Source organism: Streptomyces anatolicus (assembly GCF_019400875.1).
Lineage (GTDB): Bacteria > Actinomycetota > Actinomycetes > Streptomycetales > Streptomycetaceae > Streptomyces > Streptomyces anatolicus.
In genome coordinates, this window is sequence record NZ_WMBF01000730.1 from 1 (window position 1) to 2171 (window position 2171).

3 protein-coding genes are annotated in these 2171 nt (G+C 72.5%); all 3 read left to right on the forward strand.

All coding sequences use genetic code 11. The features are described from left to right. On the forward strand, nt 1-545 hold a 545-nt coding region (locus tag GKQ77_RS31915; protein ID WP_219692601.1), incomplete at its 5' end, for a helix-turn-helix domain-containing protein. Nucleotides 546-556: 11 nt separating this feature from the next. After that, nucleotides 557-916 (forward strand): chorismate mutase, encoded by a 360-nt coding sequence (locus GKQ77_RS31920; RefSeq protein ID WP_258022320.1) that lies wholly within the window; start codon nt 557-559, stop codon nt 914-916. A gap of 123 nt (nt 917-1039) precedes the next feature. Next, a partial coding sequence (locus tag GKQ77_RS31925; RefSeq protein WP_258022321.1) for a M1 family metallopeptidase occupies nt 1040-2171 on the forward strand: 1132 nt, incomplete at its 3' end.

Genomic DNA, 2171 nt, shown 5'->3' on the forward strand with positions numbered 1-2171 from the left:
CCGCCGGCGCCCGCGCCGCCGTCGGCCGCATCGCCCGCGCCGCCCGCCGCGGCAACCCCCTCCTCGAAGTCGAGACCGGCGCCGCCGTCCACGAACTGCTCGTCGCCCTGCGCCGCGCCCGCGCCGACATCGCCCCCGACGGCGACCCCGTCCTCCAGGCCCTGGCCCGCGACGCCTTCCGGCACCTGTCCGTCGCCGAACACGCCGCCCGGCACGGCATGACCCCCGCCGAACTGCGCACCGCCGTGCGGCGCGGCGCCGGATGCAGCCCCAAGGACTACCTCCTCGGCATCCGCCTCGGCCGCGCCAAGGAACTCCTCGCCGCCACCGAACTGCCCGTCGCCGCCGTCGCCCGCCGCGTCGGCTACGACGACCCCGCCTACTTCTCCCGCCTCTTCACCCGACGCGTCGGCACCGCCCCCGTCCGCTTCCGCGCACAACAGGGCCGTGCCGTCCCCGGCGGCTGGTCGCAGCAGATACCGGACCCCGACCACCCGCCGATCCTGCGCTCCTCCGAGGCGGGCGGCCCCGGCCCGGCCGCGTAGGCTCGTGGCCCATGAACACCAGCCACACCAGTGACGCGAACGGCGTCCCCGCCCCCGACGCGAGCGCGTCCCCCGCCTCCGACGAGGCCGTGCGCGCCGAACTGGCCCGTCTGCGCGACAGCATCGACAACATCGACGCCGCCGTCGTCCACATGCTCGCCGAGCGCTTCAAGTGCACCCAGCAGGTCGGGCACCTCAAGGCCAACCACCAGCTGCCGCCCGCCGACCCGGACCGCGAGGCCCGCCAGATCGCCCGGCTGCGCCAGCTCGCCGAGAACGCCAAGCTCGACCCCGCCTTCGCCGAGAAGCTGCTCACCTTCATCATCGCCGAGGTGATCCGCCACCACGAGACGATCGCCAAGTCCTCCTAGCGGTACAGCGCGGGCCAGCGGTACAGCGCGGGCGAGGCGAGGCGAGGCGGCCCGGACCCGACAGGCGGGGCGCGGAGATCTTCGTCCTACACCGCGACCGCCGCCATCGGGCAGCATGGCCCCATGCCCGCACTGACGCGCGACGAAGCGCAGACCCGAGCCCAGCTCATCGACGTCCACCGGTACACCGTCGAGCTCGACCTGACCCACGCGGCGGACCCGGACGGCGAGACCTTCGACTCGCGTACCGTCATCCGGTTCAGCGCCCGCACCGATGGCGCCACCTTCGTCGAGCTGAACCCCGCCGAACTGCGCTCCGCCACCCTCGACGGGCAGCCCCTGGACCCCGCCGCCCTCGTCGACAACCGCCTCGCGCTCGACGGGCTCACCGCGGGCGAACACGAACTGCGCGTGGACGCCGCGATGCGCTACTCCCGCACCGGCGAGGGCATGCACCGTTTCACCGACCCCAGCGACGGCGAGACGTACACGTACAGCCAGATGTTCATGGAGAACGTGCAGCGCGTCTTCCCCGCCTTCGACCAGCCCGACCTCAAGGCCGCCTTCGACCTGACCGTCACCGCCCCCGAGGGCTGGACCGTCCTCGCCAACGGCATCACCGAACACCTCGGCGGCGGCACCTGGCGGGCCGCCACCACCCCCCTCATCTCCACCTACCTCGTCGCCGTCGCCGCCGGCCCCTACCACTCGGTGCGCACCGAACACCGCGGGCTGCCCTTCGGCATCCACTGCCGCCGCTCGCTCGCGCCCTTCCTGGACGCCGACGCCGACGAAATCCTGGGTATCACCCGCGCCTGCTTCGACCGCTTCCACGAGAAGTTCGACGAGCCGTACCCCTTCGACTCCTACGACCAGGCGTTCGTACCCGAGTTCAACGAGGGCGCCATGGAGAACCCCGGGCTCGTCACCTTCCGCGACGAGTACGTCTTCCGCTCCGCCGTCACCGACACCGAGCGGCAGTCCCGCGCCATGACCATCGCCCACGAGATGGCCCACATGTGGTTCGGCGACCTCGTCACCCTCAGGTGGTGGGACGACATCTGGCTCAACGAGTCGTTCGCCGAGTACATGGGCTTCCAGACCATCGCCGAGACCACCGCCGGGGCCGTCACAGGGGCCGCAGCCCAGACCATTGCCGGGTCCACCCGCTCCATGGACCCGTGGACCGCCTTCGGCATCGCCCGAAAGACCTGGGGATACGACGCCGACCAGCGCCCCTCCACCCACCCCGTCG